Raw genomic sequence first — 16,049 nt, forward strand, 5'->3', positions numbered from 1 at the left:
AGGCGGGCCGGGCCGTGGATGGTCCGAGGCGGCGGGGTGGGGGCAGAGGTGGCTATTGGAGTGTTGCTCGGGTTTCCGTTGCCTCCCGGGCGCGGTCCTCGTCGCCGGCCTCGGTGAACGCCGCCGCGGCCCGTTCCAGTTGGGTCGAGGCGTCCGCAGTCTCGCCGCGCCGGTCCAGGAGTTCCGCGAGCTGGCGGTGTGTGTGGCCCAGTTCGGACAGAAGGGCCGGTCGGTCGGCTTCCTCCGCAGCGAGCGCCTCCTGGCAGGTGCGGATCGCCGCGCCCATCAGTTCGCGCTCGTCGTCCTCGGACGCGGAGTCCAGCCAGGCACGCGCGCGCAGGCATCGCACCACGGAGTGCACCTGTCCCATGGAGGCCCACAGCTCGCCCGCGCGCACGTAGGCGCGGTCCGCCTCCTCCGGGCGCCCCGCGCGGTCGAGAGCGTCCGCCGCCAGATGCGCGAGCACCGCGTGGTCGCGCTGCTCGGGCCAGTGCTGGGCGATCTCGGCCGCCTTCAGCCACGCCTCCGCGGACTGCAGGTGCTCGCCCAGCGTCCGGGCGCAGTCGCCGAGCCACCACCGGGCCTGCACGAGCGCGCCCTCGCCGTGGTCGTCGGCGGTCAGGTCGAGCAGCGCCGACTCCAGGACCTCCGCGGCCTCCGCCGTGCGTTCCACGCGCAGCAGATGACCGCCCAACTGGAAGCGCGCCCAGGCGCCGAACTCCCGCTCACCGGCCTCGTCGGCCCAGTGCGCGGCCTCCAGGGCGTGCTCGGACGCCTGCCCGAACCGGCCGTCCGAGGCGAGGACCTCGGCGAGCTGGAGGTGCAGCTGAGCGGCATCGACCGGCTCCCGGTAGCCGGCGCTGTGCTCCAGGGCGGCCCGCAGCGCCCGCTCGGCGCCCTCCACGTCCTCACGGTCCCGGGCGATCTCCGCAAGACGGAGATCGCAGTCCACGGCCACCCAGGGACGCTCCGCGGCGACATGCGCCGCTGACGCCTGCGCGTACAGGGCGGCGGCCTCCTCAGGGGCAGCGCGGTGCAGCGCGATGTCACCGAGCATCGCGCGCGCCGACGCCCCCATGGAGACCAGCCGCGGCAGGTCGGCGAACGGCTCGGTCAGAGCCAGCAGCTGACGTGCGCAGGTCTCCGCCTCGGCGATCTGCTCGTCCCCGGAGTGGGCCTGCAGCAGGATCTGCGCGCGGCACGCCAGCACGGCTGCGGCGGGCCTGACCGTCGCGGCGTCGAGGCCGGAGAGGATCGCGAGCACCTGCTCGTAGGGCTCCCGCACCGCGGCCAGCGCCTCGTCCGTGCGCCCCTCGCGGGCGAGCGCGTACGCACTGCGCGCGCGGGCCGCCCTGGCCTCCGCGACGTCACCGGAAGCCTCGTACAACTCGGCCGCACGAACGAAGAGTTCGGCATCGCCTTTCAAGATCATCGCCCTGTAGTCGGCGACCTCGGCGCGGTCGTGGACGGTGAGCTCCAGCCCCTCCTCCTCCGCGGCCCGCGCGGCCCTCTCCCAGGCGCGGCCCGCCTCCGGGCCGCCCACCTCGGCGGAGAGCCTGCGGGCCTCGTCGACCAGCGTCGCGGCGTCCGAGGGCTGCTCGGCGGGCGCGGGGCTCGCCGCGACGGACTTCACGGAGGCGGGCCGCACGACCCGCACGCCCAGGGGGAGACGTTCGAGCAGGGGCCGCTGGTCCATGCGCTCCCTGACCCGTCGGCCCACATGGCCGGTGCCGTTGCGCTCGTCGAAGCGGGACGCCAGGGACAGCGCCTCCGCGCGCGCGTGCATGGCGAGTTCGGCCGCCGTCCAGGTCCGGCCCGCGGGCCCGGGAACCTGCTGCTCGCCCAGGCCCAGCTCCACCAGCCGGTCCGCCGTCAGGGCCGTCACGGCCAGGAACTCCATCAGGCCGTGCGGATTGCCGCTGTCCGTGAAGTACGCCGGCCGTTCCGCGAGGAGCTCCACGGCCCTGGCCTCGTTACCGGTCAGGGCGCAGAACTCCACGTGCGAGGCGAACGCGCCGCGCATGGACTCCATCTGCCGCACCAGGCGGTAGCCACGCAGATGGTGCGCGCGGGCCTCCTCGGGACGGCCCAGGCGCAGCAGCGGGAGCAGCGAGGCGGCGAGCGTGGCGTGCGGCTCGTGGGCGCACTTGTGCTCGCCCTCCAGGACGGGCCGCCACAGGTCCAGGGCCCGCTCGTCGTCCCTCAGGTCCGACTGGCGGGCGCCCTGCCCGTTCAGTTCACAGGCGTGACAGTCCGCCATCTCGTCACGGTCGGCGGCCAGCCAGGCGTCGTACGCGCGCGTGGCCCGCTCTTCGTCACCCATGTGGTCGGCGACGTAGAACTCGCTCATACGCACGGCCCGCTCGGAGTGCCCGGCCACCCGGTAGCGGTGCTCCATCTCGCCGAGCCACTTCTCCATGGAGGCGAGCGGGATGTGCGGCTGGTTGAGCATGCCGCCCGACATCCACTTGAAGACCCAGTGCAGCGCGTGCGTCTCGTGGGCGTCGAAGTCCTCGGGGCGCTCGTCCCACATGCGCAGCAGACGCGCGAAGGGGACGAACATCTTGTCCTTCTCGGAGCTGTAGTTGTACATCTGCAGCTGGTGGCCGAGCGCCTCGATCACGGCGAGGGGCTCGCCGAGCTTCTCGGCCTCGGCGAGCAGCAGCTCCGCGCGGGCGCCGCGGGCCGGACCCTCGGGCTGCGCCGCGTTCTCCGCCATCGCGCGCCGCAGCGCGTCCAGGTCCATGATCCCGTCGGTTCCGCTCATCGGGCGTCGTCCTTTCCGGTGCCGGGGTGTGTGGCCCACTCCAGGAGGCCGATGAACGAGCGGTTGAGCAGCGCGGAGTCGGCGGGGCGCAGCGGACGCTGCGCCATCAGCAGCGCCTGCCCGTAGAGGGCCTCCGCGGCGGTGCCGATCAGCTCCGGGTCGCCCAGTGAACTCACCCTGCGGATCAGCGGGTTGAGGTGGTTGAGGACGAGACGCGCGCGGGGCGCGCTGCCGCGCAGGGAGCCCAGGATGCCCGCCCACAGGTCGTCGGCCTGGGCCTCGGCCTCCGCGCGCGCCTGCTCGTGGCGGGCCGCCCGGTCGTCCAGGTGCAGCGCGGGCACGGTCAGCGGGTGGAACGCGCGCAGGACGACGTCGCAGCCCAGCGGGTCGAGCCGGGTCCTGGCCGCAGTGAGGAACGCCGACAGGGCCAGCTCCTCGGCCGGGTCGACCGAGTCCAGGTGCGCGGTCACGGTGTCCGCGTCCAGCTCCGCCACGGGCGTGCCGGGGCGGACCGAGGGCAGCGCCTCGACCAGATCGGCGTCATACGTGTAACCGCCGTTGACCACCCCGATGCCCTGCGCCGAGGCGATCGGCGCGACCTGCCGGAACTCCTCCACGGTCCGCGTGAAGTGCACAACGGCGTGACGCTGCGCGAACTCCTCCAGGGAGAGCTGCCCGTCCGTCGTCTCGAACGGCAGCCACGGCAGCATCGTGCGCAGCATCTCCCCGTCGTGCCGCGCCAGGGACTTCACTCCCAGGTGGTGCACCGACAAGAAGGCGGCGAGCCGCTCGGGATCCCCGGCGGCGAGCGCCGTCAGCCACTCCCGGATGCGCTCGCCCAGGGCCTCCCGCACGGCGGCCAGGGTCTCGTCCTCGTACAGGGACTCGCGCGACGCCGTGGGACGCAGGCTGTCCGTGTCGAGGACACAGCGCACGAAGAAGGCCCAGTCGGGCAGCAACTGCTCGGCCCGCTCGGTCAGGAGCATGCCCTTCAGGTGCACGCGGTGGCCCGCGCGCTGCGCCGGGCTGACCGCCTGCGGCAGCACGTGCGCGACGCCCCGGATCCCCGCGAGCGGCACGTCGAGCTCGATCGAGTCCAGTGGCGTGAACCCGAACAGGTCGTGGCAGTGGCGGGCCAGCGCCACCCGGCGGGCGGCCGGGCTCGGATACGTACGGTTCCAGACGGCCGGAAGGTCGGTCACCGGCGTCTCGCCCACGCGCACGTCGTACGGCAGCAGCGAGCCGAAGTCCCGCGCCAGCGTCAGCACGCGCTCCTCGGTGAGCCACTCGGCGGCGCCCGCGCGGGCCTCCAGATGAACCGTCGTGCCCGGTTCGGCGCGGGCCGCGTCCGGGAGCGTACGGACCGTGTACGAACCGTCGTCCCGGGCCGTCCACTCGACCGGCGGCGCGTCAGGCGTCCGCGCGCTGCGGCTGACCACGCGGATCCGCTCGGCCACCACGAAGCACGCGAGCAGGCCGATGCCGAACTGGCCCAGGAAGTCGGCGCGGGCCGACTCCAGGCCGTCACCGCGCTTGGAGCTGCGGCCGATCGTGGCGAGCAGACTGTGCACGTCCGCCTCGGTCAGACCGATCCCGGAGTCCTCGACCCGCAGCGAGCCGTTCTCGGCGAACAGTCGCACGGTGGCGGGGGAGTCGGGCTGCTCGGCGCGGCGCGCGGTGATGGCGTCCACCGCGTTCTGCAGCAACTCGCGCAGGTAGACCTTCGGGCTGGAGTACAGGTGGTGGGAGAGCAGGTCGACGAGACCGCGCAGGTCGACCTGGAACGTGTGGGGCGCCGCAGCGCGCCGGGCATCGTGAGAAGTCTGGGAATCCATCGTCGCTGCGCCGGTGGGGGGACGGGCGACGGCGCGGGTCGGGCGGCCCTGCGATGAGGTGACCGCGAGAAGGGTCGGAAGGCGGTCATCCTAGGGCCCGCAAGCCGCTGCTGACCAGGAGTTTTCGGGGACCTGCGAAGGATTGTCAGTGGAGTGGTGTGCAATGGATCTCGTGCCTGCGCTCGAAGAACCGTTGAAGAAAGTGCTCGGCCCTCCCACCGCGAAGGTGATGGCCGAGCACCTGGACCTGCACACCGTCGGTGACCTGCTCCACCACTACCCGCGCAGATACGCCGAGCGCGGTGAGCTCACGCGCCTGGCGGAGCTGCCCCTGGACGAGCACGTCACGGTGGTCGCCCAGGTCGCGACCGCGCGCGTGCTGAAGTTCAACAACGGCAGGGGCCAGCGCCTGGAGGTCACCATCACCGACGGCAGCGGGCAGGTCCAGCTCGTCTTCTTCGGCAAGGGCATCCACAAGCCCCACAAGGATCTGCTGCCGGGCACGCGCGCGATGTTCGCCGGCAAGGTCTCCCTGTTCAACCGGAAGATGCAACTGGCGCATCCGGCCTATCAGTTGCTGCACGTCGACTCCACGGAGGACGCTGCCGAGGCCGTCGGCGCCTGGGCCGGGGCGTTGCTGCCGATCTACCCGGCCACGGCCAAGCTGGAGTCCTGGAAGATCTCCACCTCCGTCGACGTGGTGCTGCCCAGCGCCCAGGAGGCCATCGACCCGCTGCCGGAGTCGCTGCGCGAGGGGCGCGGACTCGTCCCGCTGCCGGAGGCCCTGCTCAAGATCCACCGGCCGCACACCAAGAACGACATCGAAGAGGCCCGTGCCCGTCTCAAGTGGGACGAGGCGTTCGTCCTCCAAGTCGCCCTCGCCCGGCGCCGGTTCGCGGACACCCAGCTGACCGCCGTCGCGCGCGTGCCGCAGCCCGACGGCCTCCTCACAGCCTTCGACGCGAAGCTCCCGTTCACGCTCACCGACGGCCAGCGGAAGGTCTCCAAGGAGATCTTCGACGACCTGGCCACCGAGCATCCGATGCACCGGCTGCTCCAGGGAGAGGTCGGCTCGGGCAAGACGATGGTCGCCCTGCGCGCCATGCTCGCCGTCGTCGACGCGGGCGGGCAGGCCGCGATGCTGGCGCCCACGGAGGTCCTCGCCCAGCAGCACCACCGCTCGATCACCGAGATGATGGGCGAGCTGGCCGAGGGCGGCATGCTCGGCGGCGCCGAGCACTCCACCAAGGTGGTGCTGCTCACCGGCTCCATGGGCACCGCCGCGCGCAAGCAGGCGCTGCTCGACCTCGTCACCGGTGAGGCCGGCATCGTCATCGGCACCCACGCGCTGATCGAGGACAAGGTGCAGTTCCACGACCTGGGCCTGGTCGTCGTGGACGAACAGCACCGGTTCGGTGTCGAGCAGCGCGACGCCCTGCGCTCCAAGGGCAAGCAGCCGCCGCACCTGCTCGTCATGACCGCGACGCCGATCCCGCGCACGGTCGCGATGACCGTCTTCGGCGACCTGGAGACGTCGGTCCTCGACCAGCTGCCGGCCGGACGTTCGCCCATCGCCAGCCACGTCGTGCCCGCCGCCGACAAGCCGCACTTCCTGGCGCGCGCGTGGGAGCGCGTACGCGAGGAGGTGGGCAACGGGCATCAGGCGTACGTCGTCTGTCCGCGCATCGGGGACGACGAGGACGAGAAGAAGAGCAAGACCAAGAAGAAGACCGCGGAGGACGAGGCCGAGAAGCGGCCTCCGCTCGCCGTGCTGGAGGTCGCGGAGGAGCTGGCGCGCGGGCCGCTCCAGGGGCTCAAGGTCGAGGTGCTGCACGGGCGGATGCACCCCGACGACAAGGATGCGGTGATGCGGCGGTTCGCCGCGGGCGAGACGGATGTGCTCGTCGCCACGACCGTCATCGAGGTCGGGGTGAACGTGCCCAACGCGACGGCGATGGTGATCATGGACGCCGACCGGTTCGGGGTCTCGCAGCTGCACCAGCTGCGCGGGCGCGTGGGGCGTGGTTCCGCGGCGGGGCTGTGTCTGCTGGTCACCGAGATGCCCGAGGCGAGTCCTGCGCGGGCGCGGCTCGGGGCCGTCGCCTCCACGCTCGACGGGTTCGAGCTGTCGCGGATCGACCTGGAGCAGCGGCGGGAGGGAGATGTGCTGGGGCAGGCGCAGTCCGGTGTGCGGTCCTCCTTGCGGATGCTGGCCGTGATCGAGGACGAGGAGATCATCGGGGAGGCGCGGGAGGAGGCGACCCGGGTGGTGGCCGCTGATCCGGACCTGGAGCGGTTGCCGGGGTTGCGTACGGCGTTGGACGCGTTGCTGGATGCGGAGCGGGAGCAGTACCTGGACAAGGGGTGAGCCCGGGCCGGCTCAGGGCGGGAACGGCTTTGGCCGGGGCCGGGGCCGGGGCCGGGGGCCGAGGCCGGGGCGGGGGCCGAGGTCGGGGCCGAGGTCGGGGCCGACTGGAGCGCTCGCCCCGCGCCGGGGGCCGCCTTGCCCACCCTGCCGCCCTTGGCGGCAGATTGCCCAAGGCGGGACGTGGCGGGGCGGCGGCTTGCCAAAGCGGTGGGGTCGGACAGTTGCCCGCGGCGCTGGCCCCGTGGTCGCCTGAGGCAGGCGGTGGGGCGGGCCGTTGCCCGCGGCGGTGGGCCCGGTGGTTGCCTGAGGCGGGTGGGGGGCGGGTGGTGGGTTGCTCAGTTTGCTTCGTTGCCCAGGGCGGCGGTCGTGCGCGCCCCCTGAGAGACTGGACCCCTACGAGTCAGTTCAGCCCCTCTGTGACAAGGACCGAGAACCGAGATGACCCGCGTGATCGCCGGGAAGGCCGGCGGACGCCGTCTGGCCGTGCCGCCGGGGAACGGCACCCGCCCCACCTCCGACCGGGCGCGCGAGGGCCTCTTCTCCACCTGGCAGGCGCTGCTCGGCACCCTCGACGGCACTCGCGTCGCCGACCTCTACGCGGGCTCCGGAGCCGTCGGCCTGGAGGCGCTCTCGCGCGGCTCCGCGCACGCGCTGCTCGTCGAGGCCGACGCCCGCGCGGCCCGCACGATCCGCGAGAACATCAAGGCCCTCGGCCTGCCCGGAGCGGAGGCACGTACCGGAAAAGCGGAACAAGTCGTCACCGGAGAGCCGCCGGCCACCCCCTACGACCTGGTCTTTCTCGACCCTCCGTACGCGGTCTCGGACGACGATCTTCGGGAGATCCTGCTCACACTCCGCACTCAGGGCTGGCTCGCGGACGAAGCGCTCGTCACCGTGGAGCGCAGCACCAGAGGCGGCGAATTCCGGTGGCCTGACGGTTTCGAGGGACTGAGGTCCCGTCGTTACGGCGAGGGCACGTTTTGGTACGGTCGCGCCGCCTTGAACACCACCCTCACGTGCGACGACGCACGATGACCGGACCGGAGAGCGAGGGACTTCCCGTGCGCCGCGCAGTCTGTCCGGGGTCGTTCGACCCCATCACCAACGGACACCTCGACATCATCGCCCGAGCCTCCAAGCTGTACGACGTGGTGCACGTCGCGGTGATGATCAACAAGTCCAAGCAGGGACTGTTCACCGTCGACGAGCGCATCGAGCTGATCCGCGAGGTCACCGCGGACTTCGGCAACGTGGAGGTGGAGTCCTTCCACGGCCTCCTCGTCGACTTCTGCAAGCAGCGCGACATCCCGGCCATCGTGAAGGGCCTGCGTGCCGTCAGCGACTTCGACTACGAGCTGCAGATGGCCCAGATGAACAACGGCCTCTCGGGGGTGGAGACCCTCTTCGTCCCCACCAACCCCACCTACAGCTTCCTGTCCTCCTCGCTCGTCAAGGAGGTCGCGGCCTGGGGCGGCGACGTGTCGCACCTGGTCCCGCCGCAGGTGCACGCGGCGCTGACCGAGCGCCTCCCCAAGAAGTGAAGCGCCCCCGGCCGCCCCTCAAGAAGTGACACGCACACACCAGTTGGGCATACAGTCGTCCCGTCCGTCTCCAACCCCCCTCACATCACTGTGAGCAGACGAGAGAGTGGCGAGCACACGGTGGACGTGCAGAAGAAGCTCGACGAGATCGTCGCCGCGGTCGGTAACGCCCGATCCATGCCCATGTCGGCCTCGTGCGTGGTCAACCGCGCCGACCTTCTCTCGATGCTCGAAGAGGTGCGCCAGGCGCTGCCCGGCTCCCTGGCCCAGGCTCAGGAGCTGATCGGCGGCCGGGAGCAGATGGTCGAGCAGGCCCGCGCCGAGGCCGAGCGGATCATCGAGACCGCGCACGCCGAGCGCGGCACCCTGATCTCCGACACGGAGATCGCCCGCCGCTCGCAGAACGAGGCTGACCGGATCCTCGCCGAGGCCCGTCAGGAGGCCGAGGAGGTGCGCGCGGAGGCCGACGACTACGTCGACTCCAAGCTCGCCAACTTCGAGGTCGTCCTCACCAAGACCCTCGGCTCCGTCGGCCGCGGCCGCGAGAAGCTGCTCGGCACCGGGCCCGGCGTCGACGAGCAGGGCTACGTGGACCCCGAACTGGACGACGCCCCCGAGCGCAGCCACGACCCCGAGACGCTGCGCCGCGACGCCGACGCGTACGTGGACACCAAGCTGGGCGCCTTCGAAGCGGTCCTCGCCAAGACGCTGGAGGCCGTCGGCAAGGGCCGCCAGAAGCTGCACGGCCGCATCGCCAGCGACGACCTGGGCCTGCTGCCCGGCGCGGACGGCGAGCCCCAGGCGCACACCAGCGACGCCGACTACCTGGCCGGACTCGCAGAGATCGGCAGCCAGGACGCCCAGGCCCACCAGGCGGCGTCCCAGGAGCCGGAGGCCCCGCAGATCCCGCAGATCCCGGCCCAGCAGCCCGTGTACGCGCAGGAAGCGCCGCAGCACGATCCCTACGCGGCGTACCAGCAGCCCTACGGCCAGCAGGACCCGTACGCGGCGCAGCAGCAGGATCCGTACGCGGCGTACCAGCAGCAGGACCCGTACGCGGCCCAGCAGCAGGATCCGTACGCGGCGCAGCAGCAGGCCGCCTACGGGTACGGCTATCCGCAGGACCCGCAGCAGCCCCAGGCCGCCGCACCCGCCGGTGCGCTCGACGAGACCAGCCTCTTCGACACCAGCATGATCAGCATGGATCAGGTGCGCGACTACGAACGGCAGTACGACCAGGGCCGCTGACCCGGTGCCGCAAGGGCTCCCGGGGGAGCGGGCCCAAGGTGGCCGGGACCGGATTGGGCCGAGAGTGAAACGTCCAGTATCCTGGCTCTTCGGTCGCGCGTACACGTGCGTTCCGAGCTGCCCGGAATAGCCGGAGCGGCTGCTCCCCACCGGAGCTTCTTCGCAAGCTTCGTAGATCGAAAGCAGGACCAGCCCTGAACACCCACCTCGACCACCGCAACCCCCTCGTGTTCGACACACACGAGTTGGGTCGGCGTCCTGGTGCCATGCAGCGGCTGTCCCGCACGATCGACGCTCCCAAGGACCTCGGTATCCAGGGAGTCATCGAGGTGCCGGAAGGCGCCCCGGTGGAGCTCGAGCTCCGTCTGGAGTCGGTCATGGAAGGGGTGCTTGTCACAGGCACCGCCCGTGCATCGGCCAAGGGGGAGTGCGTAAGGTGTCTGGAGCCGCTCGACCTCGAGGTCGACGCGGACTTCCAGGAGATGTTCTCGTACCCTGACGCCGACGACCGGGGCCGTCCCAAGGACGACGCCGGCGACGACGCCGAGGACGACGAGGACAGGCTCTTTCTCGAGGACGGCCTGTTCGACCTCGAGCCGGTGCTGCGTGATGCGGTGGTGCTCGCACTGCCGATGCAGCCGGTGTGCCAGGAGGACTGCGAGGGTCTGTGCTCCGAATGCGGAGTGCGGCTCTCGGACGAGCCCGGCCACCACCATGACGCCGTCGACATCCGTTGGGCGGCTTTGCAGGGACTCGCTGGCACCATCCAGGACGGCGAGAAGGACGAGATGAGCGGCGCCGAAGCGGAAGCGGGCGTCGACGAGAAGCAGGAGAAGTAGCCGTGGCTGTTCCGAAGCGGAAGATGTCGCGCAGCAACACGCGCCACCGCCGGTCGCAGTGGAAGGCTGCGGTCACCCCCCTGGTTGCGTGCGAGCGCTGCCACGAGCCCAAGCAGCAGCACATTGCGTGCCCGTCTTGCGGCACCTACAACAAGCGCCAGGTCCTCGAGGTCTGAGCGGCTGGTGAGAGGCACAGTGGCTAGCCATAAATCGGCGGATGACGCCAAGAAAAAGGCGGACACCACAGCCTCGTCCCACACGCTTCTGGAAGGGCGGCTCGGGTACAAGCTCGAGTCCGCCCTTCTGGTGCGTGCGCTGACGCATCGCTCGTACGCGTACGAGAACGGCGGACTGCCGACCAACGAGCGGCTGGAGTTCCTCGGGGACTCCGTGCTCGGTCTGGTCGTCACCGACACCCTCTATCGCACCCACCCCGACCTGCCCGAGGGCCAGCTGGCCAAGCTGCGGGCCGCGGTGGTCAATTCGCGTGCGCTTGCGGAGGTCAGTCGCGGGCTCGACCTGGGTTCCTTCATCCGGCTCGGCCGGGGTGAAGAGGGCACGGGCGGCCGGGACAAGGCGTCCATCCTCGCCGACACCCTTGAAGCGGTGATCGGCGCTGTGTATCTGGATCAGGGTCTGGACGCGGCGGGCGAACTCGTCCACCGTCTCTTCGACCCGTTGATCGAGAAGTCCTCGAATCTGGGTGCCGGCCTGGACTGGAAGACCAGTCTCCAGGAGCTCACGGCGACCGAGGGGCTCGGTGTTCCCGAGTACCTGGTCTCCGAGACCGGTCCCGACCACGAGAAGACCTTCACTGCTGCCGCCCGCGTCGGAGGCGTCTCGTACGGCACCGGCACCGGCCGCAGCAAGAAGGAAGCGGAGCAGCAGGCCGCGGAGTCCGCATGGCGCTCGATTCGCGCCGCCGCGGACGAGCGGGCCAAGGCTGCCGCGTCCGAGGGGGCCGGCGCCGACGGCGCCCCCGGGGCGTAGCCCTTCGTTTCCTGGCGCCCGCCCCCATCGATTCCGGTGGGGGCGGGCGTTTTTTCGCACGTCGGCCGCGCCCTGTCGTGGCGCGGTACTCTCGCCGCAGCCAAGAGATCCGGAGGACCCCGTGCCCGAGCTGCCCGAAGTCGAAGTCGTGCGACGTGGGCTCGCGCGGTGGGTGGCGCAGCGGACCGTCGCCGACGTCGAGGTGCTGCACCCGCGCGCGGTGCGCCGGCATCTCGCGGGCGGCGAGGATTTCGCGCACCGGCTCAAGGGAGAGCGGATCGGAGAGCCGAGCCGCCGCGGCAAGTACCTCTGGCTGCCGCTGGAGACGGCGCACACCGCCGTGCTCGCGCACCTCGGGATGAGCGGGCAGCTCCTGGTGCAGCCGCACGACGCCCCGGACGAGAAACATCTGCGCATCCGGGTCGGGTTCGCCGACGACCTCGGTACGGAACTGCGCTTCGTCGACCAGCGCACCTTCGGCGGTCTGTCGCTGCACGACACCGACAGCGCGGGGCTGCCGGACGTCATCGCGCACATCGCCCGTGACCCGCTCGACCCGCTCTTCGACGATGCCGCGTTCCACGACGCGCTGCGCCGCAAGCGCACCACCATCAAGCGCGCCCTGCTCGACCAGTCGCTCATCAGCGGGGTCGGCAACATCTATGCGGACGAGGCGCTGTGGCGCGCGCGGCTGCACTACGAGCGTCCCACGGCCACGTTCACGCGCCCGCGCACGGCCGAACTCCTCGGCCACGTCAGGGACGTGATGAACGCGGCGCTGGCGGTCGGCGGGACGAGTTTCGACTCCCTGTACGTGAACGTGAACGGGGAGTCCGGCTACTTCGACCGGTCCCTCGACGCGTACGGGCGTGAGGGCGAGCCCTGCCGACGGTGCGCCACACCGATGCGGCGCCGCGCCTGGATGAACCGGTCCAGCTACTTCTGCCCGCGCTGTCAGCGGGTCCCGCGCGTCTCGTCGTAACGCTCGCGCGCCACCAGGACGTCGTCCATGCTGCCCTCCACGAAGTGGATGAGCGTCAGCAGGCGTTCGGCCACCTCACGCCCCAGCGGCGTCAGTTCGTAGTCCACGCGCGGCGGGTTCGTCGGCTGCGCCTCGCGGTGCACCAGACCGTCGCGCTCCAGCGCGTGCAGCGTCTGCGACAGCATCTTCTCGCTCACGCCGTCCACGCGACGGCGCAGCTCGTTGAAGCGGAACGTGCCCTCGTGCAGCGCTCCGAGCGTGAGCGCGCCCCAGCGTCCCGTCACGTGCTCCAGCGTGCCGCGCGAGGGACATGCCTTGGCGAACACGTTGTAGGGGAGGTCGGCGGCTACGGCGCTGTCGGTGTCGGTCGTGGTCATGCCCCCAGAGTACTCCCGTGCAGCGCGCACCCATGGATTGCGCTAACTAGAAGTTAGTGCTTTCCTTAAGTCACTGTTTCCGACCTGGGGTGTCGCCCCGAGGAGTGCATTTCCATGGCCACGCATGCCGTCACGCCTGTTGTCTCCATCGCCTACCACTCGGGTTACGGCCACACCGCCGTGATCGCTGAGGCCGTCCGTGCCGGTGCCGTGCAGGCCGGGGCCGAGGCGCGCCTGATCGACGTCGACGGGATATCGGAGGAGGAGTGGGCGCAGCTCGACGCCTCGGACGCCATCGTCTTCGGATCGCCGACCTACATGGGTACGGCGTCGGGCGCCTTCCACGTGTTCGCGGAGGCTTCGTCGAAGCGCTGGTTCGGGCATGCCTGGCGCGACAAGCTCGCCGCCGGATTCACCAACTCGGCGTCCAAGAGCGGCGACAAGCTGCACACCCTGCAGTTCTTCCAGACGCTCGCCGCGCAGCACGGCATGACCTGGGTCAACCTCGGTCTGCACCCGGGCTGGAACGCCAGCACGGCGTCCGAGAACGACCTCAACCGCCTCGGCTTCTTCTCCGGCGCCGCCGCGCAGAGCAACAACGACCAGGGCCCCGAGGGTGTCCACAAGGCCGACATCGCCACGGCCGAGCACCTGGGGCGCCGGGTCGCCGAGACGGCGCGGGTGTTCGTCGCGGGGCGCGCCGCGGCCTGACCCGGCCCGCCCCCCGTACCGCTCCCGCTAGTAGCCGAAGTCCTGCGTCCACCACGGGCCGCCGGAACCGAAGTGCACACCGACGCCGAGGGTCTTGAAGTCGCAGTTGAGGATGTTCGCCTTGTGGCCCGCGCTGTTCATCCACGCGTCCATGACGGACTGGGCGTTGGCCTGGCCGCGGGCGATGTTCTCGCCGCCGAGGTCCGAGATGCCGGCCTTCTTGGCGCGGTCCCAGGGCGTCGCGCCGTCCGGGTCCGTGTGGTCGAAGAAGTCCCGCGCGGCCATGTCCTGGCTGAAGTCGCCCGCCAGCGCGGCCAGTCCGCTGTCCGCGGTCACGGGGGAGCAGCCGACCTTGGCGCGCTCCTGATTGACGAGGGCGAGGATCTGGGAGGCGGCGGCGCTCTCGTCCGAGGTGGTCGTGGCAGAACCGGCCGCGGGGGCCTTGGTCCTGGCGGGGGCGGACGCCGACGGGGTCGCGCTCCTCGTCTTCGTACCGTTGCCGGCGCTCTGCGTCTTCGCCGGGGCCGGGGTCTTGGAGGGCTCCGCGGACGGCGCGGCCGACGCGGACTTCGAGGGTGAGGCGGACGGCGAGGCCGAGCGCTGCTCGTCGCGGCTCGCGGCGGACTCCGAGGCACGGTCCTCGACCGCGCCGTCCGTGCCGCCCTGTGCCTCGATGCTGGGGGAGTCGGCGGCCTGCACCTTGTTGCCGCTGTCGCCGCCGAGCTTGAAGGAGTCGCCGCCCGGGATCAGCCCCGAGGCCACCGCGACCGCGCCGATCGCCACGGCGGCGGAGGCGCCGAGCAGCCCGGTGCGCAGCGGGACACCGTCGCGCTTCTTGCGGCGGTGGGGGCGCCCGCGCTGCGGGTCACCGGCCCCGCCGGCCGGCGAGATCGAGCCGTACAGGGCGGTGACGGTCTCGTCCTGCGAAGCGTCGTACGACGACAGGGGCGTGCGCGGGTACGAAGACGTCGGCGCGTCCATGGGCGTCGAGACGTACGCGGCGTGGGCGGAATGTGAGGGGTACGGGGAGGTCTGCTCCTCGTGCGCCCACGAATGATCAACGCCGTACTGTGCGCCGTATCCTTCGGTGTACCCGTCCTCGGAGTGATGTTCCGGGGTGCCCGCGGCGCGGCCTGTGGCGGCGCGGCCGGCGGCGGAGCGTCGGTGGCGTCCCATGTCCTGGCCTTCCTGATCTTCGCGGTCGTCAATGTGACTCACCCATACGGGTGAGGCTCATCGGTCCGCGACGGTACCCCAGAACGCAAGAGGACGAAGTGCTCCGAGTGCAATTGGCCGGTTAGCGTGCAGCCATGAATGAAGATGTGCGGCTGGTCGCGTGGGTGCGCGGACGCGTCCAACGTGTGGGTTTTCGCTGGTTCACGCGGGCCCGGGCCCTGGAGATCGGGTCCCTGAGTGGTTTTGCTCTCAATTTGGAGGACGGCCGCGTTCAAGTGGTCGCGGAGGGCCCCCGCGCGGCATGCCAGCAATTGCTCGACTGGCTGCACGGCGACGACACACCCGGACGCGTCGACGGAGTCACCGAGATCTGGGACACACCCCGCGGCGGCTACGACGGATTTGCCATTCGCTGAAACGTCTCCGCAGGCCGGGTCCCGCACCCGGCGCGCAGAGATGCCGCGGGCAACTGCTCCGGGCAGAAATGCCCTGGTGGTTGCCAACGCGGGGGAGTCGTGGGAGGCTCCCAGGGTACGGATGATCTCTACGCCCCCGGGGCCCCGAAGGTTAGGCCACGCCGCAAGATCCGCGGCGCAGAGCCCCCGGGTTGCCCGCCAATACGGGGCGTGATCGTGTTGACCGTCAAACTTTTTGGTGAGACTCTGGAAGCCCCGCGCACCTTAGCTGTTTGGCATGTGAGAACGGCCAGCAAGACAAGAAGTGCCAAGCACCGCGGGTGCGTTTTCCCTCACGACCCTCACGACCCACCATCGCTTCGGTCGGTCACTCAGTGTGGAGGACCATCCATCATGGCAAAGGCGCTTCTCGGTTACGTCGGCGGCAGCGACCCGCGACTCCTCGCCGAGATGCGACGGCTCCAGCAGCGTGTCCAGGACCTGGAATCCGAGCTTGTCCGGATCCAGGCGGAGAACGACGCGCTCGCGGCTGCCGCTTCTCACGACGCTCTCATCGAGGTCGACGTACCCCAGGCGGAGCCTGCGCTCACCTGATCACGCGGCAACGACGCACGTGATCGGCTGCTCGTAACCACCGCTTGAAGAGCAACGCTCCAGATAGGCACCAGATATGCAAGGGACGCTTCGGCGTCCCTTCTTTCTGCCCGTTCCGTTCCGCTTTCCGGGGCTCCCACTCCCGGGCTGCTCCGGCCTCTACGCCCCCGCGCACCGAAGCCCGTTCTTAACGTCTGATGTGCCC

15 protein-coding genes are annotated in these 16,049 nt (G+C 70.9%); 11 read left to right on the top strand and 4 right to left on the bottom strand.

The features are described from left to right. Nucleotides 1-52: 52 nt before the first annotated feature. Nucleotides 53-2,767, bottom strand: a complete 2,715-nt coding sequence (locus J3486_RS32265; protein WP_207826751.1) for a tetratricopeptide repeat protein — start codon at nt 2,765-2,767, stop codon at nt 53-55. After that, nucleotides 2,764-4,602 (bottom strand): HSP90 family protein, encoded by a 1,839-nt coding sequence (locus J3486_RS32270; protein WP_207826753.1) that lies wholly within the window; start codon nt 4,600-4,602, stop codon nt 2,764-2,766. Before J3486_RS32270 ends, J3486_RS32265 begins: the two co-directional genes overlap by 4 nt. Nucleotides 4,603-4,765: 163 nt before the next feature. On the opposite strand from J3486_RS32270, the gene recG reads away from it, so the two are divergent. The 8 genes from recG (at nt 4,766) to mutM (ending at nt 12,570) form a co-directional block, all read left to right on the top strand. Beyond that, nucleotides 4,766-6,970 (top strand): ATP-dependent DNA helicase RecG, encoded by a 2,205-nt coding sequence (gene recG / locus J3486_RS32275; protein WP_207826755.1) that lies wholly within the window; start codon nt 4,766-4,768, stop codon nt 6,968-6,970. A 438-nt stretch (nt 6,971-7,408) separates the two neighbouring features. After that, complete coding sequence (gene rsmD / locus J3486_RS32280) at nt 7,409-8,005, top strand: 16S rRNA (guanine(966)-N(2))-methyltransferase RsmD (protein ID WP_207826764.1); 597 nt, start codon at nt 7,409-7,411, stop codon at nt 8,003-8,005. A gap of 26 nt (nt 8,006-8,031) precedes the next feature. After that, on the top strand, nt 8,032-8,511 hold the full coding sequence (coaD, locus tag J3486_RS32285; protein ID WP_207826765.1) for a pantetheine-phosphate adenylyltransferase: 480 nt from the start codon (nt 8,032-8,034) through the stop codon (nt 8,509-8,511). Between the two features lie 120 nt (nt 8,512-8,631). Continuing rightward, nucleotides 8,632-9,759: an ATP synthase F0 subunit B gene (locus J3486_RS32290; protein ID WP_207827125.1), complete on the top strand. Its 1,128-nt coding sequence runs from the start codon at nt 8,632-8,634 to the stop codon at nt 9,757-9,759. A gap of 194 nt (nt 9,760-9,953) precedes the next feature. After that, entirely contained in the window at nt 9,954-10,598 is a 645-nt protein-coding gene (locus J3486_RS32295) for a DUF177 domain-containing protein (RefSeq protein ID WP_207827127.1), read from the top strand. Nucleotides 10,599-10,600: 2 nt separating this feature from the next. Beyond that, nucleotides 10,601-10,774: a 50S ribosomal protein L32 gene (rpmF, locus tag J3486_RS32300; RefSeq protein WP_015657589.1), complete on the top strand. Its 174-nt coding sequence runs from the start codon at nt 10,601-10,603 to the stop codon at nt 10,772-10,774. A 7-nt stretch (nt 10,775-10,781) separates the two neighbouring features. After that, nucleotides 10,782-11,588, top strand: coding sequence for a ribonuclease III (gene rnc, locus J3486_RS32305; RefSeq protein ID WP_207826767.1), 807 nt, complete (start codon nt 10,782-10,784; stop codon nt 11,586-11,588). Nucleotides 11,589-11,709: 121 nt separating this feature from the next. Then, nucleotides 11,710-12,570: a bifunctional DNA-formamidopyrimidine glycosylase/DNA-(apurinic or apyrimidinic site) lyase gene (gene mutM / locus J3486_RS32310; RefSeq protein ID WP_207826769.1), complete on the top strand. Its 861-nt coding sequence runs from the start codon at nt 11,710-11,712 to the stop codon at nt 12,568-12,570. On the opposite strand, the gene J3486_RS32315 is transcribed toward mutM, so the two are convergent. After that, the gene (locus J3486_RS32315) at nt 12,543-12,947 is read right to left on the bottom strand and encodes a helix-turn-helix domain-containing protein (RefSeq protein WP_207826771.1); all 405 of its coding nucleotides are present in this window, start codon (nt 12,945-12,947) and stop codon (nt 12,543-12,545) included. The two genes, mutM and J3486_RS32315, sit on opposite strands and share 28 nt — an antisense overlap. 114 nt (nt 12,948-13,061) lie before the next feature. Between J3486_RS32315 and J3486_RS32320 the strand changes: the two genes are divergently transcribed. Continuing rightward, the gene (locus J3486_RS32320) at nt 13,062-13,658 is read left to right on the top strand and encodes a flavodoxin family protein (protein WP_207826773.1); all 597 of its coding nucleotides are present in this window, start codon (nt 13,062-13,064) and stop codon (nt 13,656-13,658) included. 27 nt (nt 13,659-13,685) lie between these two features. On the opposite strand, the gene J3486_RS32325 is transcribed toward J3486_RS32320, so the two are convergent. Next, the gene (locus tag J3486_RS32325) at nt 13,686-14,639 is read right to left on the bottom strand and encodes a CAP domain-containing protein (RefSeq protein WP_307805024.1); all 954 of its coding nucleotides are present in this window, start codon (nt 14,637-14,639) and stop codon (nt 13,686-13,688) included. Between the two features lie 329 nt (nt 14,640-14,968). Between J3486_RS32325 and J3486_RS32330 the strand changes: the two genes are divergently transcribed. Together J3486_RS32330 and J3486_RS32335 are read left to right on the top strand one after the other, a co-directional pair. Beyond that, a complete protein-coding gene (locus J3486_RS32330; protein WP_207826776.1) occupies nt 14,969-15,250 on the top strand; it encodes an acylphosphatase in 282 nt (93 codons plus the stop codon). A gap of 393 nt (nt 15,251-15,643) precedes the next feature. Beyond that, on the top strand, nt 15,644-15,844 hold the full coding sequence (locus tag J3486_RS32335; protein ID WP_207826778.1) for a hypothetical protein: 201 nt from the start codon (nt 15,644-15,646) through the stop codon (nt 15,842-15,844). Nucleotides 15,845-16,049 lie beyond the last annotated feature (205 nt).

Source organism: Streptomyces sp. VRA16 Mangrove soil (assembly GCF_017377775.1).
In the GTDB taxonomy this organism is placed as follows: Bacteria; Actinomycetota; Actinomycetes; order Streptomycetales; family Streptomycetaceae; genus Streptomyces.

Excerpts from the sequence above, each read along its gene's own strand:
- J3486_RS32330 (WP_207826776.1), top strand. The coding sequence starts at position 14,969 with ATGAATGAAGATGTGCGGCTGGTCGCGTGGGTGCGCGGACGCGTCCAA.
- J3486_RS32325 (WP_307805024.1), bottom strand. The coding sequence starts at position 14,639 with ATGGACGCGCCGACGTCTTCGTACCCGCGCACGCCCCTGTCGTCGTAC.
- J3486_RS32265 (WP_207826751.1), bottom strand. The coding sequence starts at position 2,767 with ATGAGCGGAACCGACGGGATCATGGACCTGGACGCGCTGCGGCGCGCG.
- J3486_RS32315 (WP_207826771.1), bottom strand. The coding sequence starts at position 12,947 with ATGACCACGACCGACACCGACAGCGCCGTAGCCGCCGACCTCCCCTAC.
- J3486_RS32270 (WP_207826753.1), bottom strand. The coding sequence starts at position 4,602 with ATGGATTCCCAGACTTCTCACGATGCCCGGCGCGCTGCGGCGCCCCAC.
- rsmD (WP_207826764.1), top strand. The coding sequence starts at position 7,409 with ATGACCCGCGTGATCGCCGGGAAGGCCGGCGGACGCCGTCTGGCCGTG.
- recG (WP_207826755.1), top strand. The coding sequence starts at position 4,766 with ATGGATCTCGTGCCTGCGCTCGAAGAACCGTTGAAGAAAGTGCTCGGC.
- J3486_RS32335 (WP_207826778.1), top strand. The coding sequence starts at position 15,644 with ATGGCAAAGGCGCTTCTCGGTTACGTCGGCGGCAGCGACCCGCGACTC.
- J3486_RS32320 (WP_207826773.1), top strand. The coding sequence starts at position 13,062 with ATGGCCACGCATGCCGTCACGCCTGTTGTCTCCATCGCCTACCACTCG.